Origin of the sequence: Streptomyces sp. NPDC056160, from assembly GCF_042268205.1 — a bacterium.
Classification (GTDB): Bacteria; Actinomycetota; Actinomycetes; order Streptomycetales; family Streptomycetaceae; genus Streptomyces.
This window is the reverse complement of record NZ_JBHJUW010000030.1, coordinates 20,336-46,351: the sequence shown is the minus strand read 5'-3', so window position 1 is coordinate 46,351 and position 26,016 is coordinate 20,336. Positions and strand designations below refer to the sequence as shown.

General features: G+C 72.3%; 18 protein-coding genes and 1 pseudogene. 4 read left to right on the top strand and 15 right to left on the bottom strand.

What is annotated here, in order from left to right; translation table 11 throughout:
• Window positions 1-122: 122 nt before the first annotated feature.
• From ACFC02_RS14105 to ACFC02_RS14090, 4 genes are read right to left on the bottom strand one after another with little or no spacing between them, the layout of a single operon-like run.
• Window positions 123-1,046, bottom strand: coding sequence for an LD-carboxypeptidase (locus ACFC02_RS14105; protein ID WP_376356260.1), 924 nt, complete (start codon window positions 1,044-1,046; stop codon window positions 123-125).
• The gene (locus tag ACFC02_RS14100; RefSeq protein ID WP_376356258.1) at window positions 1,043-3,052 is read right to left on the bottom strand and encodes a prolyl oligopeptidase family serine peptidase; all 2,010 of its coding nucleotides are present in this window, start codon (window positions 3,050-3,052) and stop codon (window positions 1,043-1,045) included. The genes ACFC02_RS14105 and ACFC02_RS14100 overlap by 4 nt, the downstream gene beginning before the upstream one ends.
• A gap of 21 nt (window positions 3,053-3,073) precedes the next feature.
• Window positions 3,074-4,378 carry a M20/M25/M40 family metallo-hydrolase gene (locus ACFC02_RS14095; protein WP_376356256.1) on the bottom strand — a complete coding sequence of 435 codons (1,305 nt, stop codon included), beginning with the start codon at window positions 4,376-4,378 and terminating at the stop codon, window positions 3,074-3,076.
• Window positions 4,371-5,204, bottom strand: a complete 834-nt coding sequence (locus tag ACFC02_RS14090; protein WP_376356254.1) for a M55 family metallopeptidase — start codon at window positions 5,202-5,204, stop codon at window positions 4,371-4,373. Before ACFC02_RS14090 ends, ACFC02_RS14095 begins: the two co-directional genes overlap by 8 nt.
• Window positions 5,205-5,349: 145 nt before the next feature.
• Between ACFC02_RS14090 and ACFC02_RS14085 the strand changes: the two genes are divergently transcribed.
• A complete protein-coding gene (locus ACFC02_RS14085; protein WP_376356252.1) occupies window positions 5,350-6,384 on the top strand; it encodes an NlpC/P60 family protein in 1,035 nt (344 codons plus the stop codon).
• Between the two features lie 46 nt (window positions 6,385-6,430).
• On the opposite strand, the gene ACFC02_RS14080 is transcribed toward ACFC02_RS14085, so the two are convergent.
• From ACFC02_RS14080 to ACFC02_RS14045, 8 genes are all read right to left on the bottom strand, one after another.
• Complete coding sequence (locus ACFC02_RS14080; RefSeq protein ID WP_376356250.1) at window positions 6,431-7,300, bottom strand: class II glutamine amidotransferase; 870 nt, start codon at window positions 7,298-7,300, stop codon at window positions 6,431-6,433.
• 14 nt (window positions 7,301-7,314) lie between these two features.
• Window positions 7,315-8,745 (bottom strand): glutamate decarboxylase, encoded by a 1,431-nt coding sequence (locus ACFC02_RS14075; RefSeq protein ID WP_376356248.1) that lies wholly within the window; start codon window positions 8,743-8,745, stop codon window positions 7,315-7,317.
• Between the two features lie 66 nt (window positions 8,746-8,811).
• Window positions 8,812-9,945 (bottom strand): glycosyltransferase, encoded by a 1,134-nt coding sequence (locus ACFC02_RS14070; protein ID WP_376356246.1) that lies wholly within the window; start codon window positions 9,943-9,945, stop codon window positions 8,812-8,814.
• A complete protein-coding gene (locus ACFC02_RS14065) occupies window positions 9,942-12,824 on the bottom strand; it encodes a CDP-glycerol glycerophosphotransferase family protein (RefSeq protein ID WP_376356244.1) in 2,883 nt (960 codons plus the stop codon). The genes ACFC02_RS14070 and ACFC02_RS14065 overlap by 4 nt, the downstream gene beginning before the upstream one ends.
• Window positions 12,825-13,050: 226 nt before the next feature.
• The gene (locus tag ACFC02_RS14060) at window positions 13,051-13,779 is read right to left on the bottom strand and encodes a class I SAM-dependent methyltransferase (RefSeq protein WP_376356242.1); all 729 of its coding nucleotides are present in this window, start codon (window positions 13,777-13,779) and stop codon (window positions 13,051-13,053) included.
• A 142-nt stretch (window positions 13,780-13,921) separates the two neighbouring features.
• The gene (locus tag ACFC02_RS14055) at window positions 13,922-16,510 is read right to left on the bottom strand and encodes a SpoIIE family protein phosphatase (protein ID WP_376356240.1); all 2,589 of its coding nucleotides are present in this window, start codon (window positions 16,508-16,510) and stop codon (window positions 13,922-13,924) included.
• 245 nt (window positions 16,511-16,755) lie between these two features.
• Window positions 16,756-19,176, bottom strand: coding sequence for an MFS transporter (locus tag ACFC02_RS14050; RefSeq protein ID WP_376356238.1), 2,421 nt, complete (start codon window positions 19,174-19,176; stop codon window positions 16,756-16,758).
• A 159-nt stretch (window positions 19,177-19,335) separates the two neighbouring features.
• Complete coding sequence (locus ACFC02_RS14045) at window positions 19,336-19,779, bottom strand: SRPBCC family protein (RefSeq protein ID WP_376356235.1); 444 nt, start codon at window positions 19,777-19,779, stop codon at window positions 19,336-19,338.
• Window positions 19,780-19,982: 203 nt separating this feature from the next.
• Between ACFC02_RS14045 and ACFC02_RS14040 the strand changes: the two are divergent.
• From ACFC02_RS14040 to ACFC02_RS14030, 3 genes and pseudogenes are all read left to right on the top strand, one after another.
• A pseudogene (locus ACFC02_RS14040) lies at window positions 19,983-20,255 on the top strand (radical SAM protein); the annotation flags it as partial.
• Between the two features lie 538 nt (window positions 20,256-20,793).
• Window positions 20,794-21,024, top strand: coding sequence for a helix-turn-helix domain-containing protein (locus tag ACFC02_RS14035; RefSeq protein ID WP_376356233.1), 231 nt, complete (start codon window positions 20,794-20,796; stop codon window positions 21,022-21,024).
• A 166-nt stretch (window positions 21,025-21,190) separates the two neighbouring features.
• Complete coding sequence (locus tag ACFC02_RS14030; protein ID WP_376356231.1) at window positions 21,191-22,438, top strand: glycosyltransferase; 1,248 nt, start codon at window positions 21,191-21,193, stop codon at window positions 22,436-22,438.
• On the opposite strand, the gene ACFC02_RS14025 is transcribed toward ACFC02_RS14030, so the two are convergent.
• The 3 genes from ACFC02_RS14025 to rfbB are packed head-to-tail and all read right to left on the bottom strand — an operon-like array spanning window position 22,431 to window position 25,802.
• Window positions 22,431-23,558 carry a DegT/DnrJ/EryC1/StrS family aminotransferase gene (locus tag ACFC02_RS14025; RefSeq protein ID WP_376356229.1) on the bottom strand — a complete coding sequence of 376 codons (1,128 nt, stop codon included), beginning with the start codon at window positions 23,556-23,558 and terminating at the stop codon, window positions 22,431-22,433. The genes ACFC02_RS14030 and ACFC02_RS14025 overlap by 8 nt on opposite strands.
• Entirely contained in the window at window positions 23,555-24,781 is a 1,227-nt protein-coding gene (locus ACFC02_RS14020) for an ATP-grasp domain-containing protein (protein ID WP_376356227.1), read from the bottom strand. Before ACFC02_RS14020 ends, ACFC02_RS14025 begins: the two co-directional genes overlap by 4 nt.
• On the bottom strand, window positions 24,774-25,802 hold the full coding sequence (gene rfbB / locus ACFC02_RS14015; RefSeq protein WP_376356225.1) for a dTDP-glucose 4,6-dehydratase: 1,029 nt from the start codon (window positions 25,800-25,802) through the stop codon (window positions 24,774-24,776). The genes ACFC02_RS14020 and rfbB overlap by 8 nt, the downstream gene beginning before the upstream one ends.
• Window positions 25,803-26,016: the final 214 nt, after the last annotated feature.

Below are 26,016 nucleotides of genomic sequence, written 5' to 3'. Positions count from 1 at the left end.
CCCGACTTACCGACCAGTAAGTACCAGCCGCAAGTCATGGTGTGACACGTGTCAGGACGCGTCAATCACTGCGACAGAGGTTTCTTGACGGAGATTCAGTGAACGAGACCACGCACCGCCTCTCAGCGCAGGGCGGGCGCCTCCAGCGTCAGCGTGCCCGCGTCGGCGTCGAGTTCGGCGGCGACACCGAAGGGAATCGTGGACGCCCCCGCGCAGTGCCCGAAGCCGAAGTCCTCGGCGACCGGCACACCCAGCGGGCCGAGCCGGTCGGCGAGCAGGGCCCGCACCCGGGCCGGCTCGCCGCACTCCTCCCACGAGCCGAGCAGCACCCCGCGCACCCGCTCCAGCCAGCCCGCGCGCAGCAGTTGGGTGAGGTAGCGGTCCAGGCGGTACGTCTCCTCGCCCACGTCCTCCAGGCACAGCAGGCCGCCGGCCGCCGAGGACCGCGCGTGCGGGGTGCCGAGGTCGGAGGCGAGCAGGGCGAGGCAGCCGCCGAGCGTGACGCCCCTGGCCCGCCCGGGGACCAGGGCCGTGCCGCCCGAGGTGATCACGCGGACCGTCTCGGGCGCGAACAGGGTCGCCCGGAGGTGCTCCTGGGCGCGGGCGTTCTTGACGAAGTCGACGCCCGCCGCCATCGGGCCGTGCAGGGTGACCAGGCCCAGCCGGACGGCGAAGGCCTCGTGCAGCGCGGTGATGTCGCTGAAGCCGACGAACACCTTCGGTCCCGCCGCGCGCATCGCCTCCCAGTCGAGCAGGTCGGCCATGCGCTGCGCGCCGTAGCCGCCCCGCGCGCACAGCACCGCGTCCACGGACGGGTCGCACCACGCCTGCTGGAGGTCGGCGGCCCGCTGGGCGTCCGTTCCGGCCAGGTAGGCGAACTCGCCGTGGCGGTGGAGCACATGGGGTGCGGCGACCGGGTCCAGGTCCCAGCCGCGCAGCACGTCGAGGCCGGCCTGGAGGCGCTCCTCGGGGACGGGTCCGCTGGGGGCGACGACGGCCACCTTGGCGCCGGGGGCGAGCCGGGCGGGGCGCAGCAGTTCCTTCACGCGCCCAGCTCCAGAGTGGGGACGCCGGCCGGTTCGAGGCCGAACACCTGGGCGTACAGGGAGAGTTCCGCCTCCAGGGCGCGGACCATGGTGTCGGCGCGCCGGAAGCCGTGTCCCTCGCCCTGGAAGGTGAGGTAGGCATGCGGCACGTCGCTCCCCTGGAGCCGGTCCAGGAAGCGTTCGCACTGGGCGGGCGGGCAGATGACGTCGTCCAGCCCCTGGAGCAGCAGGAACGGCGCCGTGATCCGGTCGGCGTGCCGGGCGGGCGAGCGCTCGGCGTACCGGCCGGGCACCTCGGCGAGCGGGCCGACCAGGCTCTCCAGGTACTGCGACTCGAAGTCGTGGGTCTCCCCCGAGCCCCATGCCGTCAGGTCGAGGATCGGGTACAGGATGGTGCCGCAGGCGTAGACGTCGGTGCCGGCCAGGGAGGCCGCGGTGGTCCAGCCGCCCGCGCTGCCGCCGCGGATCGCGAGCCGGTCCCGGTCGGCGGTGCCCTCGTCGGCGAGGGCGAGCGCGACGGCCGCGCAGTCCTCGACGTCGACGACGCCCCACTGTTCGCGCAGCCGGTCGCGGTACTCCCGGCCGTACCCGGTCGAGCCACCGTAGTTCACCTCGGCGACGCCGATGCCCCGTGAGGTGAAGTAGGCGATCTCCAGGTCCAGGACGAGCGGGGAGCGGCTGGTGGGCCCGCCGTGCGCCCACACGACGTAGGGGGGCAGCTCCCCTTCGGGCGCGGTGCAGCCGGGGTGGTGCGGCGGGTGGATGTGCGCGTGCACGTCGCGGCCGTCCGGGCCGGTGAAGGTGCGCACCCGCGGCTCGGGGTAGTACGCGGGGTCGACCGGGTCGTGGTGGGCGGCGCCGATCACCCGCGCTCGGCCGGTGCGGGTGTCCAGTTCGACGACCTCGTGGGAGCCGCGCGGTCCGGCGCCGACGGCGACCACGCGCTCGCCGTGCACCGCGAGCGTGGCGTCGAACTCGCTCCAGGGGCCCGCCGCGTCCACGACCTCGCCGGTCTCCGGGTCGAGTATGCCGAGGGCGGCGGCGCCCCGGCCGTGCACGACGGCGACGAGACCGCTGTCCAGGGGTGCGAACCAGCGCTGCCCGAGCTTCCACAGCGGCCCGGCGAACTCCTCCTCACGGGGACAGAGCGGGTGCCCGTCGCGGTAGAGGTTCCACCAGCCGCCGCGGTCGCTCGCGTACAGCAGGGAGCCGTCGGCCGCCCACTCGACCTGGGCGACGGACTCCTCGGGGCCGCCGGCCACGGTGCGCGGGCCGGCGAGGCGGCCGTCCCCGTCGACGTCGGCGACCACGAGTTCCGTGCCGTCCCAGGGCATCCTCGGGTGGTCCCAGGCCAGCCACGCGGCCCGCCGCCCGTCGGGCGAGAGGCGGGGGCCGGTCACGAAGCGGTGCCGCTCGCCGGTCAGTTCCCGCACGGCGCCGCGGTCCTCGGCCGCCGAGCCGTCCAGCGGTACGGCGACGGGCACGCGGCGCACGTCGGTGGGTGACTCGCCGGTGAACTCCTCCATGATGCACCAGACTTCACCGCTCTGCGCCCGCACCTGCGGCTCCGCCCAGCGCAGTCCGCCGCCCACCGTGGACAGGGGGGTGAGCGGAACCGGTTCGCCGGCGCCGGGCTCGTAGCGGTAGAGCCGCTGGTCGGCGAAGTGCACGAAGACGACCAGGACCGTGCCGTCCACGACGGTCCCGGTCCAGGGCCGGCCGCCGTACTCGATGACCCTGCTGCGCACGTTCCACGGCGGCGGCAGGACGGTCTCCTCGGCGCCGCCCGCCCGTCGCCCGCCACCGCCCTTGCGGGGAGGCGCTTCGCGCCCCATCTCCTGGTTGCGCCGCCGCACGAGCGCCCGCCGGCCGCCCTCGGCGGGCCGTGGCTCGGTCCACCACACCTCGTCGCCGACGAACCCGGCGAACTCCGGCTTGCCGTCGTGCGCGGCGGCCAGGGCCGCGTCGATCGGCGAGGGCCAGGAACCGTACGGCAGGGTCTCCACTGTTTCCTTCTCCCAACTCGCTCAGGACGTCCGCAGGAAGCGGTCGAGCACGCGGACACCGAAGTGCAGCGCCTCCACGGGGACGCGTTCGTCGACTCCGTGGAACAGGGCGTCGTAGTCGAAGCCCTCGGGCAGCTTCAGCGGCGAGAAGCCGTAGCCGGTGATGCCGAGGCGCGAGAACTGCTTGGCGTCGGTGCCGCCCGCCATGCAGTACGGCACGACGTGGCCCTCGGGCGCGAACTCCTGGACGGCGCTGCGCATCGCGGCGAACGTGGGTGAGTCCACGGGTGCCTGGATGGCCACCTCGCGGTGGTGGAACTCCCAGTCCACGTCCGGGCCGGTCAGCAGGTCCAGGGTCGTGCGGAACTCCTCCTCCCCGCCGGGCAGGTACCGTCCGTCGACGTGGGCGACGGCCTCGCCGGGGATGACGTTCACCTTGTAACCGGCGTCCAGCATCGTCGGGTTGGCGCTGTTGCGCAGGGTGGCCTCCACCAGGCGGGCGGCCGGGCCCAGCTTGTCGAGCAGCGCGTCCACGGTGTCCGGGTCGGCCTCCAGGCCGTACAGGGCGGCCAGTTCGGTGAGGGCCGCGCGGACCGTCGGGGTGAGCCGCAGGGGCCACTGGTGGGCGCCGATCCGGGCGATCGCGGCGGCAAGCCGGGTCACCGCGTTCTCCGCGTTGACGCGGGAGCCGTGCCCGGCCCGGCCCCGCGCGGTCAGCTTCAGCCAGGCGGTACCGCGCTCCCCGGCGGCGATCGGGTAGATCTGCCGGCCGGCGCCGTCGTGGAAGGTGTACGCACCGGACTCGCTGATGCCCTCGGTGCAGCCCTCGAAGAGGTGGGCGTGCTCGTCGGCCAGGAACCCGGAGCCGTCCTCGGCGCTGGCCTCCTCGTCGGCGGTGAACGCGACGACGAGGTCCCGCCGCGGCCTGAGCCCCTGCCGGGCCCAGGAGCGGACCACCGCCAGGATCATCGCGTCCATGTTCTTCATGTCGACCGCGCCCCGGCCCCAGACGACGCCGTCGCGGACCTCGCCGGAGAACGGGTGCACGCTCCAGTCCGCGGCCTGCGCCGGCACGACGTCCAGGTGACCGTGGACAAGCAGCGCGGGCGCCGACGGGTCGGTGCCGGGGATCCGGGCGACGACGTTGGTCCGGCCCGGGGTCCGCTCCAGGAGCACCGGTTCCACACCACTCGACGCGAGCTGCTCGGCGGCGTACTCGGCGGCCGGGCGCTCACGGCAGTCGCCGCCGCCCCGGTTGGTGGTGTCGATCCGGATCAGGTCGGAGGTGAACCGGACGACCTCGTCCAGCGCCTGCGCGTCAGCCATACTGCTCCTCGATGGCGGCCGAAGCGATCGTGGTGACCGCCTTGAACGTGCGGATTGCCTCGTACATGGTGGCGCTCGTACAGACCACCTTGCGCTCGCCGACGCGGGCCACGCCGGGCACCACGGTGACGGCCATGGCCAGGTGCTCGGCGTCGAACTCCACCGCCACGGTGAACGGCCCGCCGTCCACGGGCTCGGCGCGGACCGCCAGGGACGCGGCCCGCCGGGCAGCCGCCCGGATGTCGGCGGCGGTACGGGCGGGCGTACGGCACACCGCCGCGTAGCGCGACACGTGGTCCTTCACCGCGACCTTCAGTGCCCCGGGCGCGTACCCCAGCGCGTCCTCGCAGGCCACGTCGTCGCCGGTGACGAGGACCACGGGCACGCCGTACTCGGCGGCCACGTGCGCGTTGAGCAGTCCCTCGCTGGCCCGTACGTCGTTCACCCACACGCCCGTGATGGAGTTGGCGAGGTAGGTGTGAGCGAGGACGCCCTCCATGCCGGCGCCCGCGTGGTAGCCGACGAAGGCGATGCCGTCCACGTCACCGTGCTGTACGCCCTCCACCATGGAGAGCGACTTGTGCCGCCCGGTGAGCATCTGCGCCCGCTCGTCCAGCTCCTCCAGCAGCAGGTTGCGCATGGTCCAGTGCGCCTCGTTGACGAGGACCTCGTCCGCCCCGCCGTCGAAGAACCCGAGCACGGCCGCGTTCACGTCCGACGTGAACATCGACCGGCACCGCTCCCACTGCGGTGTCCCCGGCAGCACGTCGGCGGGCCAGGTCACACCGGTGGCCCCTTCCATGTCGGCGCTGATGAGGATCTTCATGGTGCGCCACGTTACGCGCCGGGGCGGCGCCCCGGAACCGCCGCACGCCGAGTTCCCCGAAGCCGTGGCGCCACGGCACCAAGGTCACTAGGTTTAAACTCGAACTCCCGAACGGGAGTTCACCCAGAAGAAGGAGTTCGCTTCCGTGGCGTCCCACCGTCGACCGAAGAAGCCCAGCCGCACCCGCGTCACCGTGCTGACCACGGCGGCCGCCGCCGCTGTGGCGATCAGCGCGCAGGCGGCCAACGCGGCGCCGAGCGAGAAGCCGAGCAAGGACGAGGTCAAGTCCGAGGTCGACAAGCTCTACGAGCAGGCGGAGCAGGCCACCGAGAAGTACAACGGCGCCAAGGAGAAGCAGCAGAAGCTCCAGAAGGAGATCTCCACCATCCAGGACAACGTCGCCCGCGGCCAGCAGGAGCTGAACAAGCTGCGCGACGGCCTCGGTGCGATGGCGGCCGGCCAGTACCGCTCCGGCGGCATCGACCCCGCCCTCCAGCTCTTCCTCTCCTCCCACCCGGACGACTACCTGGACAAGGCCGCCACGCTCGACCAGGTCAGCGGCCAGCAGGCCGACGCGCTGAAGAAGATCCAGGACAAGCAGCGCCAGCTCGCCCAGCAGCGTGCCGAGGCCACCGCGAAACTCAAGGACCTCGCGGCCACCCGCACCGAACTGGGCAGCAAGAAGAAGGAAGTCCAGGGCAGGCTCGCCGAGGCACGGCAACTCCTCAACACGCTCACGGCCAAGGAGAAGCAGCAGCTCGCCGCCGCCGAGCAGACCCGCGCCACCCGCGGCACCGAGCGCGTGGACCTGGGCAAGATCACCCCGGGCAGCGGCCACGCGGGCGCCGCGTTCGCCGCCGCCCAGAGCAAGATCGGCAGCCCGTACGACTACGCCCACAACGGCCCGACCTCCTTCGACTGCTCGGGTCTGACCTCCTGGGCGTACGCGCAGGCCAACGTCTCCATCCCGCGCACCTCCGAGGCGCAGGCCAACATCGGCCAGCGGATCTACTCCCAGAGCCAGCTCCAGGTCGGCGATCTGGTCTTCTTCTTCGGCGACCTGCACCACGTCGGCCTCTACGCGGGCAAGGGCATGGTCCTGCACGCCCCGCACACCGGCGCCTTCGTGCGCTATGAGCCGATGAGCAACATGCCCTACCAGTTCGGCGTCCGCGTCTGACACGCCGTCCGGCCGCCGCCGGCATCCCGGCGGCGGCACGGGACGGTCAGGCGGCCGTCTGGGACGCGGCGGCGTCGGGGCGCAGATCGGCCAGGGTGAGCCGGTGTGCCGGGGGGTCGGGCAGGACCGTGCGTCCGGTGGTGCGCAAGTCCGGTCCGACATGGAGGAGTTCACCCGGTGCCAGGGGGCGCCAGTCGTGGTTGTCGTCCATGCGTTCGCTGGCGACCACCACGGCGGGCCGGTCGGCCAGGTTCGCCGAGTGGACCCGCACCCGCCCGCCACTGCCGCTGTGGTCGAGGTGGCGGGCGCCGTGCGGGCCGCCCGCGGGACGCTGGAGCACGTACAGCCCGTGGGTGTCGGGATAGCGCAGCGCCCACAGTTCGTCCGGGGTGATCAGGACGAGGTTCAGGGCGTAGACGGGCAGGTTCGCGGCGATCCAGCGGGCGGCCTCGGCGATACCCGCGCCGACGTCGCCGCCGTGGTCGCGGGTCTCGCGGGTGACGAGGGCGAAGAACCGCTCGGAGTCGGTGTCGCCCCTGACCCGTGACCGGTCCTCACCCAGGTGCTCGTCGAGCCTGCCGAGGTCCTCGACGACCCCGTTGTGCGCGAACAGCCGGCCCTCCTGCTCGAACGGGTGGGTGTTGCGGGCGTCCAGGCCGCCCGTCGAGGCGTAGCGGATGTGCGCGAGGAAGGTGGCGGACTCGGCCTGCCGGGCGTCCTCGGCGAAGGCCCGGTCCTCGTACGCGGCGATCGGGGCCTTCTCCACGCGCGGGGTGCCGTCCGGGGCGAAGTAGCCGAGGCCCGTGCCGTCGGGCTCGTGGCGGCTCTGCCGGCTGAGGCTGTCGGGGGCGTCGAGGAGCCAGAAGGTGGCGTGGGTGCGCTGCGGGGCACTGCTGAGGCCGAACAGGCGGCACATCGAGACCTCCTGGGTCAGTCGCGGCCAGGGCTGTGCGGGTTCTTGGTCTCGGCGCCGTGGGCGAACCCGCCGGCGTCGTCGGCGCTGCGGTGCGGCTCGTGCTGCTTGTCCAGCCGGGGCAGGACGCGGCGCAGGTCGGCCAGGAGCAGATCGGCGAGGTCGTGGCTGAAGCCGTTGCGCACCACGACCCGCAGCGCGGCCAGATCGGTGCGGTTCTTCGGGAAGGTGTACGCGGGCACCAGCCAGCCGTTCTCGCGCAGCGCGGCGGAGACGTCGAAGACGCTGAAGTGCTCGGTGCCCTTGCGCATCCGGAAGGCGAAGACGGGGATGTCGCTGCCGTCGGTGACCAGCTCGAACGGGCCGAGCCGGGCGATCTCGGCGGCGAGCCGGGTGGCGACGTCGCGGCAGGTCTGCTGGACCCGCCGGTAGCCGTCGAAGCCCAGGCGCAGGAAGTTGTAGTACTGGGCGACGACCTGGGCGCCGGGCCGGGAGAAGTTCAGCGCGAAGGTCGGCATGTCGCCGCCGAGGTAGTTGACGTGGAAGACGAGGTCGTCGGGGAGGGCGTCCTTGTCCCGCCACAAGGCCCAGCCGACGCCGGGCATGACCAGGCCGTACTTGTGGCCCGAGGTGTTGATGGAGGCGACCCGCGGCAGCCGGAAGTCCCACTCCAGGTCAGGATCGAGGAAGGGGGCGATCATCGCACCCGACGCCCCGTCGACGTGGACGGGGACGTCCAGGCCGGTGCGGGCCTGGAGGTCGTCCAGGGCGGCGACGATGTCGGCGACGGGCTCGTAGCTGCCGTCGAAGGTGGAGCCGAGGACCGCGACCACCCCGATGGTGTTCTCGTCGCACAGCTCGACCGCCTTCTCCGGGGTGAGGTGGTAGCGGTCCCCCTCCATCGGCACGTAGCGCGGCTCGACCTCGAAGTAGTCGGCGAACTTCTCCCAGCAGATCTGGACGTTGATGCCCATGACCAGGTTGGGCCGGTCCGCCGGCTTGCCCTCGGCGCGGCGCCGGTGCTGCCAGCGGCGCTTGAGCGCGAGACCGCCCAGCATCGCCGCCTCGCTGGAGCCGGTGGTGGAGCAGCCCACCGCGCGGCGGGGGTCCTCGGCGTGCCAGAGCCGGGCGAGCATGTGGACGCACCGGGTCTCGAGTTCCGCGGTCTGCGGATACTCGTCCTTGTCGATCATGTTCTTCTCGGCGCACTCGTCCATCAGCCGCCGGGCCTCCGGCTCGGCCCAGGTGGAGACGAACGTCGCCAGGTTCTGCCGGGCGTTGCCGTCGAGCATCAGCTCGTCGTGGACGATCTGGTAGGCCGTGTCCGGGTCCATCTCCGACTGCGGCATCGCGTACCGCGGGATCTCCAGCGGCTCCCGGCTGAAGACCGGGTTGACCGCCAGGTCACGGCTGGTGCCGTGGCCGCCTCGGGGGTGCCTCACCGTCATGCGCGCTCCGTCCTCCGCCTGTCGTCGGCCTACCTGTACCCGGGCAACGCCGGATGGATCCTCGCGTCACCGCTCCAGGAAGTCGAACAGCTCTTCCCAGCGGCGGGTGATGGTGTCGGGGTCGAAGCGCTGCACGCTGCGCAGGGCCTGCTCGCCCATCGTGTCCCGCAGCTGCTCGTCGGACATCAACCGTACGAGGTGGCGGGCGAGTTCGGAGGTGTTGCCGGGCCGGGCCAGCAGTCCGTCCTCGTCGTGGGTGACGATCTCGCGGACGCCGGGCGCGCAGTCGAAGGCCACGCACGGCACCCCGCTCGCCATCGCCTCCAGCAGCACGAGCGGGAAGCCCTCGCCGCGGGAGGACTGGACGAAGACGGAGGAGGCGCGCAGCGCCCCGGGCACGTCGTCGGTCTGCCCGGCGAAGTCCACCGAGTCCTCGATGCCCAGCTCGGCGCACTGCCGGCGCAGCTGCGCCTCGGCCTCTCCCCTGCCGTAGATCCGCAGGGTCCAGCCGGGCTGCCGCGGCGCGGCCTCGGCCCAGGCCTCCAGGAGCAGGTCGACGCCCTTCTCGTGGGAGAGCCGGCCGATGCTCGCCACCACCTTCTCGGTGCGCGGGGACGGCGTGCCGGGCTCGATGGGCAGCGGGTTGGGCATGAAGTCGAGGTTGTTCATCCCCTCGCCGACCCAGCGGTCGGCGTCCTCCTGGGTGAGGGCGAGGAGCCGGTCGACGTCCGCGTAGTACTTCTTCACCCGGGCGAAGCGGGAGGACTTGCGGGCCGTCTCGAAGGACTCGTGGGTCATGCCGATGACGGTGTGGCCGGCGGTGTCCGCGAGGGCCACCCACTCCATCGCCCACACCTGGGGGACGATGATCACGGCGCCGGGCGCGGCGGCGCGGAACAGTGCCGTGAGCCGTCCGGCGGCGGCGCGCATGTGGGCGTCGTGGCGGCGCAGGGCGGGGTCGGCGGAGCCGAGCAGGCGGCGCGGCCTCGGGCGGCCGGGCGGGCGGCGGGCGTAGAGCGTCACCGTCCTGAACGGCGGGTTCTCACCGAGGTCCATCGGGTGCCCCGCCGGTGCGACACCGGCGATCGTGACCCGGTGGCCGCGGCCGGCCAGCAGGGTGGCGAGCTGGGCCTGCCAGCGGCCCACGCCGCCGAGTTCGTCGACCTCGTTGGCCACGAAGAAGATGTCGCGCTGGGTCATCGGGCCTCTCCCGCGGGGCCGAAGAAACGGTCCACGATCTGTGCCGCGGCGTCCCCGCGGTCGTACTCGCCGTACTTGTCCACGAACTCCTTCAGCCGGGCCTCGTACGTCGTGTGCACGGCGGTGAGGTCGCCGAGCGCGGCGAAGAGGTCCTCCGGGGTGCGGGGCACGGGGCCGGGCGCCTCGGCGAGCAGGTCGAAGTACGTGCCGCGGGTGTCCTCGGCGTACTCCTCCCAGTCGTGGACGTAGAACACGATGGGGCGCTGGAGCAGCGCGTAGTCGAACATCACCGAGGAGTAGTCGGTGATCAGGGCGTCGGCGAGCAGCATCAGCGGGGTGATGTCCGGTTCTGCGCTGACGTCGACGACGCGTCCGGCCACCGAGGGGGGCAGGGTGAGCCGGTTGAGGTAGTGCGCGCGGACGAGCAGGACGTGGTCGTCGCCGAAGCGGTCGGCGTACTCCTCGACGTCGAAGGGGAACGCGAAGTCCCGTACGCGGCCGTCGGGGTGGGCGCGGAACGTCGGCGCGTACAGCAGCACCCGCTTGTCCGGGTCGATGCCCAGGCGCTCGGCCAGCCGACGCGCCGCCGGGTCGGGCGTGTCGGACTCGCGGGCGCGCACGAGGGCGTCGTTGCGCGGGTAGCCGGTGCGCAGCAGCTTGTGCTCGGGGATGCGGTAGGCGCGGGCGAGGGTGCGCACGTCGTGCTCGCTGCGGACCACGAAGTGGTCGAACCGGTCCAGGGCCTGCTGGTAGGCGAGCTGCTCCTGTTCGGACTGCGTCCGGTGGGTGGGCTCGTCGAAGCCCATCCGCTTGAGCGCGGAGCCGTGCCAGGTCTGGATGTACGTCGTCTCGGGGCGCTTGTTCAGGCGCAGCGGGTAGCCCTGGTTGTCGATCCAGTACTCGGCCTGGGCGAGCGCCTTCAGGTACCGCCACGACCAGCGGCGCACCAGCTCGGCGTCCTCGGGGAAGCCCTTGGGGCGGTCGCCGGCGTAGGACCAGACGGGGGTGATGGGCACGCCGCGGCGGCGCAGCTCCTCGTAGATCGCGCGGGGGCTGTCGCTGTACTGCTTGCCGAGGTGGCTCTCGAAGACGACGCTGCCCTTGCGGACCGGGAGCTTGCTCAGCATGCGGTCGTAGACCTGGAGCTTGCGGGCGCCGGAGTTCAGGTCGCGGCGCACGGCGCGCAGCTTGCGGTAGGCGCCCTTGGCGGCGCGGGCGGGGCGGCCGTGCAGGTTGCGCTGCACGGCGGCGCGGCCGGTGCGGGCGGCCTGGCCGTGCTGGGCGAGCCGGAAGGCGAGGTGGCCCTTGGCGGAGACCTGGGCCTCGATGCGGTCGGCCATCAGCCGGGTCAGCCGCGGCCGGACGCGGAGGGCCTCGGCGTGCTCCAGGTCGACGGTGCCGACGGTGAGGCGGCTGGTGGTCAGCGCGCCGTCCGCGGTGAGGTGCAGCCGGACGTCCCAGACGTCGTCGATGATGCCGAGCGGGCGCAGGCGCCGGGTCAGGGGCACTTCGGCCCGCCAGGCGATCGTGTCGCCCTCGTGGGTGAGCGCGGAGACCGGGAAGCGGAAGGTCTGCAGGCTGCGCCGCCTGGCCCGGAACTCCAGCTCGGCGGTGAGCTTCGCCTCGGGGGCGATGGTGTGCAGCGGGTTGACGATCTCACCGGCGAGCCGTACGTCGCCGCCGTGCGCGGCGTACTCGGTGAGCTGGTTGCGCAGGAACATCTGGTTCAGCCGCTTGGCGTGGTAGCCGAGGGGCGTGACGTCCAGGACGGCGCGCATCTCGGGGTCGTCGAGGTAGCGGTCGGTCCAGTAGATCCGGCCGTCCCGCTCGACCAGCGGCGTGGCGATCTTGTGCCGGTTGATCAGGGTGTCGATGGCCGGCATCAGGTCCGCCCAGTCCTCGCGCAGCAGCAGCTGGGCGCAGATGGCGTGGACGCGGTCCAGTTCGGCGTAGGCCGCCTCGGGGAAGTCCTGGACGTAGCCGCGGGCGAGCTCGGCGAAGCCGTGCCGGTAGTCGTCGTTGAGGAAGGGCAGTTCCCGCAGGTAGAGCACGAGGTCGTGCTTGAGGAACTTGATGTCCTTCCACAGCTTCAGCCTCTCCTGGCCCTGGCGGTCCAGGAGGGCGTCGATGCGGCGGTGGATCTCGACCCGGTCGGCGAAGTTGCGGATCTCGCCGCGGCGGTTGCTGATCGACTTGGCCTCGGTCTTCTCCACGACGTTCCAGTGGTAGACCGTGTTGGGGATGAGGGTGATGCGCCGCGCCGCCAGGTAGGCCTGGGCGGAGAAGAGCAGGTCCTCGTAGTGGATGCCGCGGGGGAAGGCGAGGTCGTTGTCGAGCAGGAACTCGCGCCGGTAGCACTTGTTGGTCGACAGGGTGTCGAAGACGAACAGGTCCGGCAGTTCGGCGACGGAGTCGAGGGTGCGGGTGCTGCGGTACAGCCAGGGGTACCAGGCGACGCGCTTGCCGTGCCGGTTGTCGGTGTACACCCGCACGCACAGGCCGGAGACGAGGTCGGCGTCGCTGCGGTCGGCGGCCTCGACCATGTTGCGGCAGGCGTTGCGCTCCAGCGTGTCGTCGCTGTCCAGGAACATCACGTACCGGCCGCGGGCGACCTTGACGCCCTGGTTGCGGGGCTCTCCGCAGCCGCCGCTGTTCTCGGCGAGCCGGATCGCGCGGACCTTGCCGGGGTGGGCCGCGGCGAGCGCCTGCGCCACCCCGTAGGAGCCGTCCGTCGAGCAGTCGTCGGCGATGATGACCTCGACATTGCGCAGAGTTTGCTCGAGTACGGAACCAACGGCCGCCGGAAGTCGCTCTTCGTCGTTGTAGACGATGACGACAACGCTGACGTCCGGCTCGGGCACGACGCTCGACACGGCCACCTCTTGTCTCTGTACGGTGGGGGATGCGGTGGGGTGGACGCAACCCTACAGGCTGTAGTGAGCACCCCCACTCCGCACCCCTCCTGCAAACTACGTCAATGCGACAATACGCCGCCCTTCTGACACGCTGGGCCGGGGCGGGGCGGGCCCCGGGGACGTGGGGGCCGGTGGGCGGTCGCAGGCGCCGTGGCCGTTCGAGCGGCGGCAGCAGCCGGGCGCGGTGGTGTCAGGCCGCGCGGCCTGCCGCGACCAGCCATCTGGACGGCAGTTCTATACGCGTGCCGTCGGATGCGGACTCCGTGGTGGTGAGCGGGGCCTCACCGCTCGCCAGGACGGTGAGGCCGGCCGAGCGGAGGTATCGCGGCACTGCGGCGTCGGCCACCTCGCCGGGGGCTATGCCGTGCCGGAGGACCGGGGCGAGCTTGGGCGGCGGCCCCGCCGGGCCCTGTGCCAGCCGGCCCAGCACCGGCCGCGCGGCCTCGGACAGCTCGACCAGGAAGACCCGGCCACGCTCGCCGACCAGGACGGCGAGCGCGTCCACGAGCGACTGCCGGTCGTCCGGCTCGCACTGGTGCAGCACACCGCGCATGTAGACGTTCACGTCACCCAGCTCGGCGTGCAGGGCCTGTGCCTCGGCCTTGTCGGCGGCGTCCAGCACCCGGTACGCGGCCCGCCCGGCGGGGTCCGCGTGCCGGGCGCGCCCCACGGCCGCCGCGGCGATGTCCGCGCCGACGACCCGCGGGAAGCGGCCGGCCAGGAACCGGGTCTGCGTACCGTTGCCGCATCCGAGATCCACCAGGGGCAGTCCGCTGTCGGCCAGGTGCGGGGCGAACAGCGGGACGTGCAGACCGGCGGTCACCTCGGGTGCGGCGTCCCAGAACACCGCCTGCGGCCCGTCGGGCGCCTCCCGCCAGAAACCTTCCCAGGCCTGCCGGTACCGACTCGTCACGCTCATGCCCAACTCCCCAGTGTGCAGCGGTGATCCGTCGTGAGCGACGGGCGGGAACGGTCTATCGCGCCCCTCTCCCCCGGGCAAGATCCCTGCACACACACCTTCGAACCCGGGCGGGTACGCCTCGGGCGGTCCCGGGCCCTTGTCAGCGCGGGGGCAGCGTCAGCTCGCACCAGACCGTCTTGCCCGTCCTCGTGCGGCTGGTGCCCCACTCACGGGCCAGGGTGCTGACGACGCGGAGGCCGCGGCCGTACTCGTCGGTGGGGCCGGCGCTCAGGAGCGTGGGCAGGTCGTGGTCGTCGTCCTCCACCTCGCACAGCAGGGTGTCGCCCCGGACGAGCCGCAGCGCGACGGGGCGCCCGCGGGAGTGCCGTACGGCATTGGTGACCAGCTCGCTGACCATCAGCTCCGCGGGGTCGGCCAGCCGCTCCAGCCCCCACGCGTGCAGCTGCTCACGGAGCACGGCGCGGGCCCGCCCCACCTGGGCCGGATCGCGGGCGAGCCGCCACTCGGCGACGTCGTGCGGCGCGATGCCGTTGAGGCGCGCCATCAGCAGGGCCACGTCGTCCTTGCGGCCCCCGCGCGGGTTCAGGGCGCGGATGATCGTGTCGCACGCGTCGTCCATGGAGGCGGCCGGATGCGCGGCGAACGCGCACAGCGTGGCGAGGCCGGCCCCGATGTCCTCGCCGCGCACCTCGACCAGCCCGTCGGTGCACATCACGAGCCGGTCGCCGGGCTCCACCCGCACGCGCACCGCCTCGAAGGGCACCCCGCCGACGCCGATCGGCGCGCCCGTGGGCAGGTCCAGCAGCTCGCTGCGGCCGTCCGCGGCGTGTACGAGGACCGGTGGGATGTGGCCCGCGTTCGCGAGGTGCACTTCGCCCGCGACGGGGTCGTAGACGGCGTAGAGGCAGGTCGCCAGGTGGGTGTCACCGAGCCGCTGGGCGAGGTCGTCGAGGTTGCGCAGCAACTGCGCGGGCGGCAGGTCGAGCGCGGCCATGGTCTGCACGGCGGTGCGCAACTGGCCCATCATCGCCGCCGAGTTGAGGCCGTGCCCCATGACGTCGCCGACGACGAGCGCCGTGCGGGCGCCGGGCAGCTTGACCGAGTCGAACCAGTCGCCGCCGACCCGGCCGAGCAGGGTGCCGGGCAGGTAGCGGGTGGCGATGTCGCAGCCGGTCATCCGGGTCGGGATGTGCGGCAGCATGCTGTCCTGGAGGGTCTCGGCGACGCTCTCCTGGTACGTGTACATGCGCGCGTTGTCGAGCACGAGCCCGGCCCGAGCGGCGAGTTCGGCGCCGGTGACCCGGTCCATGTCGTTGAACTCGGCCCGCTCGGGGTGGCGCAGCAGGATCATGAAGCCGAGCACGACGTCACGCGCCTTCAGCGGGACGACGAGCATGGAGCGCCGGCTGATCAGCGGCCGGATGTCCCGCTTCTCGAACTGCGAGGCGATGGCGTGGCCCATCTCCTCGCTGATGCGGGGCACGAGCACGGGCTCCCCGCTCGTCATGCACTGGAAGAAGGGGGTGTGCGCGGGGAAGGGCATCGCCTCGCCGATCGGCACCACGTCGTCCCAGCGGCCCGGTTCGTCGGTGTGCTCCAGGGCCACCCGGTGCCACATGGTCGTGGTGTCGGACACGCCCGCGGCAAAGCCCTCACCTGCGACGACCTGTTCGCGCAGATAGGTGCCGGCGACGTCGGTGAAGCGCGGGACGACGGCCCGGCTGACCTCGACGATGGTCTGCGCGAGGTCGAGCGAGGTACCGATCCGGCCGCTGACCTCGTTGAGGAACTCCAGGCGCTCCCGGACGGCGGCGTACTCCAGGTCGACGGGCTCGTCGTCGGACCCCTCGCCGGGCCCGTGCGGCGCGGGCAGGCCCAGGGCGGCGGCCCGCGCGGCCCGCTCCCGGCGCGCCCTGCGCCCGGCCCGTCGGGGCACACCCCAGTCGGGCGTGACGGGGACCCGGTCGTTCTGGCTGAACTCCAGGACCGGGTAGCCCAGTTCGAGGACCTGCGCGACGATCCGGGCGCTCTCGCCCACGCTCATGCTGGGCATGATCTCCGGCAGCCTGCGGGCGAGTTCCTCGGCGCCGGGGAAGTCCGTGTGCAGCGCGAAGGCGGGCGCGATGCGCTCGAAGGCGCCGAACCCGGCCGCAGTCCCGCGAACGGCACCGGTGCCGCCCGCACCGTGGCCGTCCTCGCGGCGGCCGTCGGCGCCATGGCCGTCCTCGCCCTGGCCGTCGGTGTCGTGGCGCAGCGCGTCCGCGTCGGCCGCGAGCACCAGCAGCCGCTCCGGGCCGGGACCCACCAGCGGGTACGCCCACCACAGGACGTCGAGCCGGTCCCGTCCGGGCACGGTGATCCGGGCGCGGCCCGCGGCGGGGTACGACAGGCCGCCGTCGAGGGAGGTCTCCAGGCCGGGCCCGAGCCCGTCGTGGGCGGCGTACTCCGGGTGCGGGAGGCGTCCGGCCGCGGCTGCCGTGCCGGTCGGGCCGGCCTCGTCGGGCAGGGCGCCGGAGACGGGCAGCAGGTCGGCCGCGGCCCGGCCGATGGCGTCCTCCTTGCCGGTGGCGAACATGCGCCGGGCGCCGGTGCTCCAGTGCGACACGAGGCCGTCCTGGTCGACGACGACCACGGCCAGCGGAACCCGTCCGGCCACGGCTCGCGCCGCCCCGGCCCCGCTCCCGGCCGCGTGGCCGAAAGGCGCGTCCCCGTCGGTGCCACGGTCCATGGCCCAGGCCCCTCTCCACGGCTCCGCAAGATCTGTTCGTCGGCCACCACGGTACGGGGCGGTCCGGTCACGATGTGCGGCAAACCCGGGAATTGGGCCCCGCGATCCCGCGCGGTCCGGGCGGTCCGGGCGGTCCGGTACGACCCTGCGCGGGTCCCGTGCGGACCAGCCCCCGGACGGCCCGCGGCCGGGGCACACCGCTCACCGGCGTGCCCCGTGCTCCGGCGCCCCGTGCCGCGCTCCGCTCAGTCCTCGTGGCCGAGCTGGAGGTCGCGTTCCGTGCGTCCGCCGCCCGCGACCTGCAGCACCGTGGCGACCGGCGGGTAGCCGGCCGCGATGACGGTGTACTCGCCGGAGGACAGGTCCACGAACCGGAACGTTCCGTCGGGTCCGGTGGTGAGCGTGTCGACGACGTTGCCCGCCGCGTCGAGGAGCGTCACGCGCGCGTCCTCGACCGGCCGTCCGCCGCCCGCCCGCACGGTGCCGCGCAGGACTGCGCCGCCCGCCAGTTCGACGTCCTGGCGGGTCTCGCGGGCGGCCTGCACGCTGACGGGCAGCGCGGCCGGGCGGAAGGCGGGCGCGCTGGCGGCGAGGGTGTACTCCCCCGCGACCAGTTCGGTGATGACGTAGCCGCCCTCGCGCCCGCTGCGGGTGCTGGCGACGACCTCGCCGTGCACGTTGGTGAGGGTGACGGTGGCGTCGCGCACGGGCGTGCCGTCCGCGGTGCACACGCTGCCCGCCAGGCGCCCGGCGCCGCCGAGGACGACGTCGAGTTCGACGGGCCGCTCGCCGACGGTCACGGAGACGGCCTGCGGCTGGTGGCCGCCGGCCGCGGCGATCAGGACGTACGAGCCGCTGCCGGGCGTGGACAGCGCGTACCGTCCGTCCTCGCCGCTCGCGCCCCGCCCGATCTGCTGTCCGCCGACGTCGATCAGGGTGAGCGCCGCGCGCGGTACGACGGTCCCGTCCGCGTGCTGCACCGTGCCGCAGACGGGGACGCCGGCGGGGTACGGCGCCCGGGTCGGCGGCACGGTGTGGTTCAGGGGGGCCGGCTCGGTCTCGAAGACGGTCGGGGCGGGGGTGTTGTGGGACACCAGCGGTTTCTCCTTGAGGAAGAAGGCGATGATCAGGCCGAGGGCGAGCACCGGCACCAGGTAGAGGAAGATCCGCGGCATGGCGTCCGCGTACGCCCGGATGTAGGCGTCGCGCAGGGCCGGCGGCAGCGCGTGCACCACCTGCGGGGTGATCGACTCGGGGTCGGGGAGGGCGGCGCCCGCGCGCGCGGGGACGCGGTCGCGCAGGGCGGCGGAGAGCCGGTCGGCGAACAGGGTGCCGAAGACGGCCGCGCCGACGCTGCCGCCGATCTGGCGGAAGTAGTTGTTGGCGCTGGTCGCGGTGCCGAGGTCGGCGGGGCGCACGGAGTTCTGCACGGCGAGGACGAGGACCGGCATCACCAGGCCGATGCCGGCGCCGAGGACGGCCATCCAGATGCTGTACTCGAGGCGGGAGGTGTCGACCTGCATGCGGGACAGCAGCCACATGCCGACGACGGACAGGGCGCTGCCGAGCAGTGGGTGGATCTTGTAGCGGCCGGTGTGGCTGATGAGCTGCCCGGAGACGATGGAGGCGACGACGATGCCGCCCATCATGGGCAGCATGAGCAGCCCGGACTCGGTGGCCGAGGCGCCGTCGACCATCTGCAGGAAGGTGGGCAGGTAGCTGGCCGCGCCGAACAGGGCGACGCCGATGACCAGGCCGACCAGGCCGCTGACGGTGAAGACGGAGTCGCGGAAGAGCCGCAGCGGGATGAGGGGCTCGGCGGCGAAGCGTTCGGCGACGACGAAGAGGACGGTCGCGACGGCCGCGCCGGCGCCCAGGCCGAGGATGACGTGCGATCCCCAGGCGTACTCGGTGCCGCCCCAGCTGGTCAGCAGAACCGCGCAGGTGGAGGCGGTGCCGAGCAGCAGCGTGCCCAGGATGTCGAAGCGGGCCCTGGTCCGCGGCCTGGGCAGTTTGAGCACGACGGTGACGACGACCAGCGTGACCAGGCCGAAGGGCACGTTGACGTAGAAGCACCAGCGCCAGGAGAGGTGGTCGGTGAAGTAGCCGCCGAGGAGGGGCCCGGCGACGGAGGCGAGTCCGAAGGCGGCGCCGATGAGCCCCATGAACCGGCCGCGCTGCCGGGGCGGCACGATGTCCGCGATGATGGCCTGCACGCCGATCATCAGGCCGCCCGCGCCGAGCCCCTGCACGGCGCGGAAGGCGATCAGCTGGTCCATGGTCTGCGCCCGGCCGGCCAGCGCGGATCCGATGACGAAGACCGCGATGGCGAACTGGAAGACGCCCTTGCGGCCCACCAGGTCGCCGAGCTTGCCGTAGACGGGCAGTCCCACGGTGGCGGTGAGCAGGTAGGCGGTGATCGCCCACGACATCTTGTCCAGGCCGTGCAGCTCCCCGACGACCTTGGGGAGCGCGGTGGCGACGATCATCTGGTCCAGGGCTGCCAGCAGCAGCGCGAGCATCAGGCCGACGAAGACCAGGCGGACCCGGCGCGGGGTGAGCGGTTCGGGGCCGGCCGGGAGCACGGCGGTGCTCCCGGCGGGCGCGGCGCGGGACTCCGGTGGCGCCGTGACCGGTTCGTCCTGCGCCAGAGTGATCCCGCCCACTTGACCTCTCCCTCGTCGCACTGCCGCGCAGTTTCCGCGCGTAAAGCGACAACTACGGACAGGGCCCCGGGTTACGCCGGAACGGGGGGCGGTGCGGAGATCACTCGAACCGGTGATGCGGCCAACGCGGGCCGCTGGGGGGCGAGTTGCCCGGCCGGACTACTTCTCGACCTCGGCGGCGAGCCGGGCGAGCAGGTCGTCGTAGATCCGGCCGAGGCCCTTGGGGGCGAACGTCTTCTCGAAGAAGCCGCCGATACCCCCGGCGCCCTGCCAGGTGGTGGTGACGACGACGCGGGACCTGCCCTCACCGGCCGGAGTGACCCGCCAGGTGGTGACCATGGAGGAGTTGCGGTCCTTCTCGACCAGCTCGCCGTCGGTGGGTTCGCTCACCTCCAGGAGGCAGTCGCGCACGCGCTTGCTGGTGGCCTGCAGCTTCCAGTGGACGAGGGTGCCCTCGCCGTCGCCGCCCTCGCGCACCTCGTACTCGCTGAAGTGCTCGGGCAGCAGCCTCTCGCGGGTGCCGCTGTAGTCGGCGAGGGCGTCGAACACCTTCTCCGCGTCCGCCGCGACGACCCGCTCCGTAGTGGCCTCGACCTGCGCCATGGGGTTCCTCCAGGACATCCGTTCTCAGGGTTGGGGCAAGCCAACCACCCCGCCCGTCGGGCCCCCAAATCGGGGTGCGGCAAGTGGTCGGAACCGGCACGGCGGGCGGTCGGGAACGGCAGCGGAACGGGTCACCCGTGGTCGCCCGCACGATCATGGGAACATGTGTTCTATTCTGGGGGCAGTGCTACCTAGGAGGCGTCATGCGCTGGGACAACCTCACAGCGGACTCGGGGAACGCCGGGGAAGCCGGGTACTCCGCACACTCCGGGGACGACGGACACGGCCGGGCCGACTCCGCGCTCTTCGGCGCGGACGCGGTCACCGTCCGCACCTTCGACACGCCCGAGTTCCGCGGGATCACCTTCCACGAGGTCCGGGCCCGCTCGATCATCAACCGGGTGCCCGGGGCCTCCCGCATGCCGTTCGAATGGACGGTCAACCCCTACCGAGGCTGCACGCACGCGTGCGTGTACTTCTCTCAATGACCCTATTAACGATTCGGCACGGACGCGGCGACCACCCGCACCTTCGACACTCCGGAGTTCCGCGGGATCACCTGGGAGGTCAAGTGATCAGCCCACCAGACGCGGACAAGGCATGGAAGGCCATGGCGCAGTCCGTCTCCTACCGACTGGCGCCGCGCGAAGCCCCCTCGCGGGAGGCGGGGCGTATCGCCTACGCCGCGCTCCTCCGTGAGGACGACAGCGGCTCCCCAGGCCCACCGCGCCCCGAGCCATGGCTACTGCTGCGTGACCGGCCAGCGCGGAGCCCCGAAGTTCACTGACTCCCGCCGCACCCCAGGCGCCGCAACCTGGAGCGCGACAGGCCTTTCCGTCGGTGAGCGAACCGTCACCACCGAACGGGCGAAGAAGAAACCCGCCCCTACTGGAGGCTTGCGGACCTCCAGCAGGGGCGGGCGTTCAGGTCGCCACCTGCGAATTTTGACAGTGTGTCAGGAAAAGCATCAGCCCTGGTGCTGACATCTGAACATGTGCACTCCACTTTTGTCGAGTGCCTCGCGATCACCCGGACTGGATCATCGAACGGCGTCGCGACCTGGGCGAACGCATCGCCGACCTGCGGTCGGCCGCGCACCACACCCAGGACACGCTCTGCGCGGCCACAGGCCTCAGCCGCAGCAACTTGCAGCGCATCGAACGAGGGGAAGCTGACATCCGCTACAGCGACCTGCTCAGGATCGCTGCCGCGCTCGACACCCGGGTGTCGGTCCTCGTCGACTGACGGCCTTGGACGACCCCGCCCGTCCGGGCAGTCACACCTCCCAGTGGACTGACGCCGCGTCTTGCCGGCAGCGTTCCCGGACTCGCCGTGCCGAACATCCGCGCCCCGGGAATCGGCTACCGTACGAGGCGAGTCCCGAAGCGGCCGAGATGGGAAACCCACTTTCGTGAACAGTGCTGACGTCCTCAGTGTCCAGGCCGGCACGTCCCCGACCTTCCGCCTGGCGGTGACCGGCGGCGGCACCGGCGGCCACACCTACCCCGCACTGACCGCGATCCGTGCTCTGCAGGCACGCCTGCAGCCCTCCGGCCGGAAGCTGGAAGTGCTGTGGATCGGCACGGCTGAGGGGCTGGAAGCCCGCGTGGCACCAGCCGAGGGCATCCCGTTCACTTCGGTCGCCACCGGCAAGATCCGCCGCTCCAGCAACCCCCTGAAGCTGGTCTCCCCCGCGAACGTCAAAGACATGGCGCGCGTCCCCCTCGGTGTCGCTCAGGCCCGCAAGGCGATCGCAGGTTTCCAGCCGGACGTCGTCCTGGCCACCGGCGGATACGTTGCCGTCCCAGCCGGACTCGCGGCCCGCATGTGCCACCGGCCCTTGGTACTTCACGAGCAGACAGTGCGGCTCGGACTGGCGAACCGGAAACTCGCGTCAGCGGCGGCGCGGATCTGCGTGTCGTCGGAGTCGACGCTGGAGTTGCTGTCAGAGCCGGCGCGCGCGATCGCCGTGGTGACCGGCAACCCAGTGCGGCCGGAAGTGCTGTCCGGGCACGGGGACAGGGCTGTCCAGGCGCTGGGCCTGTGGGGCTTCAACAGGCAGCTGCCGACCGTGTACGTCACCGGCGGCGCGCAGGGCTCACAGCAGATCAACGAGCTGATCGGCGAGTCCCTGCCGTGGCTACTGCAGTACGCCAACGTCATCCACCAGTGCGGCCCGGCCAACGAGAAAGGCCTACGGGCGCAGGCGGCCAGGCTGCTGCCCGAGCTGGCGGCCCGCTACTACCTGGCAGGGTTCGTTGGCCCAGAGCTGCCCGACGTGCTCGCGCTCGCCGACATCGTGGTGTCGCGGAGCGGGGCGGGGACGCTGGCGGAGCTGACCGCGCTCGGCAAGCCGGCCGTCTTCGTGCCGCTGGCGTCGTCGGCCGGGAACGAGCAGGTCCACAACGCCCGGCACCTGGAGCAGGCCGGGGCGGCGGTCGCGCTCACCGGTGAGGTGACGGCGGCCCGGCTGCAGGAAACGGTGGGCCCCCTCCTGGCCGATGCCCAGCTGCGGTCGGGCATGGCGGAGCGGGCCCGGGCGTACGGCCGTCCGGACGCGGCGGACAGGCTCGTGGATGAGGTCCTGTCCGCCGCGTCGGGTCAGCCGGTCACTGCACACAACCGGCAGCGGGGCGGAGAGCCGTCCCTGCCTAGTTGAGGGCCTGGCCGAGGGCGGTGACGACCTGGTCGATGTCCGCCTCGGTGAGGTGCTGGTGGAAGGGCAGCGTCAGGATCTGTGCGCCGGCTTGCTCGGTGGCGGGCAGGTCGCGCCGCCAGGGGGAGAATGCGGGCTGCAGGTGGTTGGGCGGGTAGTGGACGCCGACGCCGATGCCTTGGGCACGCAGGTGTGTGAAGACCTTGTCGCGGTGGGGGATGCGGACCTGGCACAGGTGCGGTACGGAGCGGTCGGGGTCGACGTCGACGAGGGTGAGGCCGTCGAGCTGGGCGAGCGCGCGCCGGTAGGAACGCCACAGGTGGCGGCGGGCGCGGGCGGTGTCCTCGAAGTGCGGGAGCTGGGCCAGGCCGATGGCGGCGTTGATGCCGGACATCTGGTAGCGCAGGCCGAAGCCTTCCACGCGGTAGCTGGTGGTTGTGGCGCGTTCGGCCTGGGACTGGACGACGCCGAGGAGACGGATGCGGCGGATCGTGTCGGCCTCCTTGCGAGTGCGGGGGATGACGATGCCGCCCTGGCCGCAGGTGAGGTTCTTGATCGGCCCGAAGCTGAAGCAGGTCAGGTCTCCGGTCGCGCCGACGCGGCGGGTCCCGTGGCCGGAGCCGAAGGCGTGCGCGGCGTCCTCCACGATGACGATGTTCCGGGCGGCCAGCTCCTTGCGGACGCGGGTCAGGTCGACGGGCCGGCCGCCGAACAGCACCGGCATGACGGCGGCCGTCCGGTCGGTGACGGCTTCCATGACGAGCTGGTCGGTGACGCACAGCGTGGCCGGGTCGATGTCCACGAACCTCGGGGTCGCGCCGACGGCGAGGACCGCCTGGACGGTTGCGCAGAACGTCATGCTGGGGACGATCACCTCCCGGCCCGGGCCGACACCGGTGGCGAGCAGCGCCGTGTGCAGGGCGGCGGTGCCGGAGGTGACGGCCACGGCGTCGCGGACCCCGAGGAACTCGGCGACCTTCCGCTCGAACCGTTCGGTGACGTCCGTGTGCCCGTACTGCCCGGACTTCAGAACGTCGACCACCGCAGCGGCTTCTTCCCCGTACAGGTACGGGCTCGCGTTGCGCCGGGCATCCGGCCTCGACGAGTCGGTATGCGTGATCACTTCGCCTCCGTGAGCGGCCGAACGACCGGGCGGATCAGCGCGCTGGCTGCTTCCAGGGCCGAGGACACGTCCGCCACCGACGGGCCAGTGGCGATGAGCATGCCGATCTTGTGGCCGGACTGAACATGCGGCCTCACAAGGTCGCCCGGCCCGGCGTACAGCTCGACGTCGGAGATCCCGGGGATGCTGCGCGCCGCGGTGACGCCCTCCCACGCGACCAGCTCGCCGTCCACGGTGAGCGGCGATCCGATCAGCTCAACCCCCGCATGCGCCTTGCGCGTCGGCGCCAGGTATTCATCGAACGGCTCACCGAGCGCGAGTGCGACGAGTGCACCCACAACGTTCACGCCGTAGGCGGCTGCGTGCAATCGCGGGATGCTGTCACCGCTGAGACGCGGGTTGGCCTCGATGATGCGCGCCTGGCCGTCTGCGCCGAGGACTAGGTCGAAGTTCGCCGGCCCATCGACGATGCCGAGCGCACGGCACAGTCGCTCGGCACTCGCCTCAAGGTGGTCGTGTTCCGCTGACGACAGTTGCGCCGTGCTGATCCGCCTGACGACGAACCCCCCGGTGACGAGCTCTTGGTCCTTGACGCAGGTCATCATCGACTTGCCGTCTCGCAGGAACAGGTCGATGGTCAGCTGCCGGCCCTGGATGAACTCCTCGGCGATCACGGTTTGAGAGGCGGAGTGGGCGCGGGCGTGGGTGACGGCGGCGGGGATGCCGTCGGGGCAGGTGACGAGTGTGACACCCTTACTGCCGCACCCGTCCACAGGCTTGACGATGAGTGGGAAGAGCAGTCCCGCCGCCTTCGCGGCGACCTCGTCCGGGTCATCCGACGCGGCCCATCCGTATCGGACGATGCCGCAGGACGCGGCGATCTCATGGAAGGCGGCCTTGTCGAGAGCCGCGAGTGCGTTCTCGGGGTACACGTAGGGGGTGCCGTACCGCAGGCCCAGGGCGTGCCAACTGGCCAGCGCGGCGTCGCTTGCGCCGACTACGATCCCGGCGGGACGTGCGTCACCCAGCGCATCTGCGATGGCGTCGGTGTCCCGGGTCGAAATCTGCAGAGCGGTGTCGGCGAACGGGAGCGCGGGAGCGTCCGCCCGCATGTCAACCGCGACGGTCGGGATTCCGCGATGCCGCGCCTCCTGGTAGAGCGGGATGTGCTCCTCCGACGCGCCGAGCACGATCAGCGCGTCCTGTGGCCAGTGCTCAGACATGCTGCGGCTCCCTGCCCGTGTCGAGGGTGACGCGCGGGGAGGGCATGGCCGGGAGCGGGCTGCGGACCAGCGGCGCCCACCGCTCCGGGTGGCGCCGGTACCAGTCCGCTGTGCGGGCGATGCCCTCGGCCAGGTCGTGCGTGGGCTGGTAGCCGAGAGTGTCGGCGATCTTCGACCACACCATGGAGTACCGGATGTCGTTCGCCTGCCTGTCCGGGATGTACGTCACCGCGTCCCAGTCGGCGCCGCACACCCGCAGCAGCATCCCGGTCAGTTCCTGGTTCGTCAGGTCCGTCCCGCCGCCGATGTTGTAGACCTCGCCGGGGACACCGCTGCGCATGACCAGCTCGATGCCCTGGCAGTTGTCCTCCACGTGCAGCCAGTTCCGCACGTGCTGTCCGCCTCCGTGGAGGGTGACCTTCTCACCGCGGACCAAGCGGGTGACGAACAGCGGGATGATCTTCTCCGGGTACTGGGCCGGACCGTAGTTGTTCGACGAGCGGGTCACGCAGACGGGCAGCCCGTACGTGCGGAAGTAGCTGAGGGCCACCAGATCACTGGCCGCCTTCGACGCCGCGTAGGGCACCGAGGGCAGCAGCGGGAAATCCTCCGTCGCGGACCCCTCCGCCAGTGGCCCGTACACCTCATCCGTGGACACGTGGACGAACCGCCGGACTCCATGGCGGGCCGCTGCGTCCGCGAGGACCTGAGTGCCCAGCACGTTCGTCTGCACGAACGGGCCGCCGGCCAGGAGCGACCGGTCCACATGGGATTCGGCGGCGAAGTGGACGATGACCGTGTGTGCGGCGGCGAGGCTTTCCACCAGGGCCGTGTCCAGGATGTTGCCTCGGACGAAGGTCAGCCGGGGGTCGAGGAAGGCCTCGCCCAGGTTCTCAATGTGTCCGGCGTAGGTGAGGGCGTCGAGCACCGTCACCTTGGCGATGTCGTCCGAGCGCAGGAGGCGCTTGACGAAGTGCGAGCCGATGAATCCTGCGCCGCCTGTAACAAGCACAGCTTCCATAACCTTCTTCCCCCTTTTTGGGAGTGCCTGAAGGTGCTGATGGGTCCGTCCGGGCCGGAGGTCTTGCGGGGCCTCCGGCCCGGACGGGAGGGGCTCGGCGCCGGGGCGGGGGGGGGGGGCGGCGCCGGGCGCGCGGGGGGGGGGGGCCGGGCCCCCGCCGGCGCCCCCGGGGGCCCCGGGGCGCCGGGGGGGGGGGGGGGCGCGGGGGGGGGAA